Origin of the sequence: Rhodococcus sp. MALMAid1271, assembly GCF_049195265.1 — a bacterium.
Classification (GTDB): Bacteria; Actinomycetota; Actinomycetes; order Mycobacteriales; family Mycobacteriaceae; genus Rhodococcoides.
In genome coordinates, this window is record NZ_JBMIRQ010000027.1 from 1 (window position 1) to 236 (window position 236).

1 protein-coding gene is annotated in these 236 nt (G+C 64.8%); it reads left to right on the forward strand.

What is annotated here, in order from left to right:
- On the forward strand, positions 1 to 236 hold a 236-nt coding region (locus tag ACOQFP_RS01400; RefSeq protein ID WP_421583212.1), incomplete at both ends, for an HNH endonuclease.

Below are 236 nucleotides of genomic sequence, written 5' to 3' on the forward strand. Positions count from 1 at the left end.
TCCCGACAACTGGCCTGCGATTGCATCCTCACCGCCATCGTGATGGACGAGACCGGTAACCCGATCAACCTCGCCCGCACAATGCGTACCGTTAACTCCAGACAGAAACGCGCCCTGATCGCCCGCGATCACGGCTGCGCATTCCCCGGCTGCGGCACACCCGCCGCCTGGACCGAAGGCCACCACATCCGACACTGGGCAGACGGCGGCCCCACCAACCTGAACAACCTCGTCCT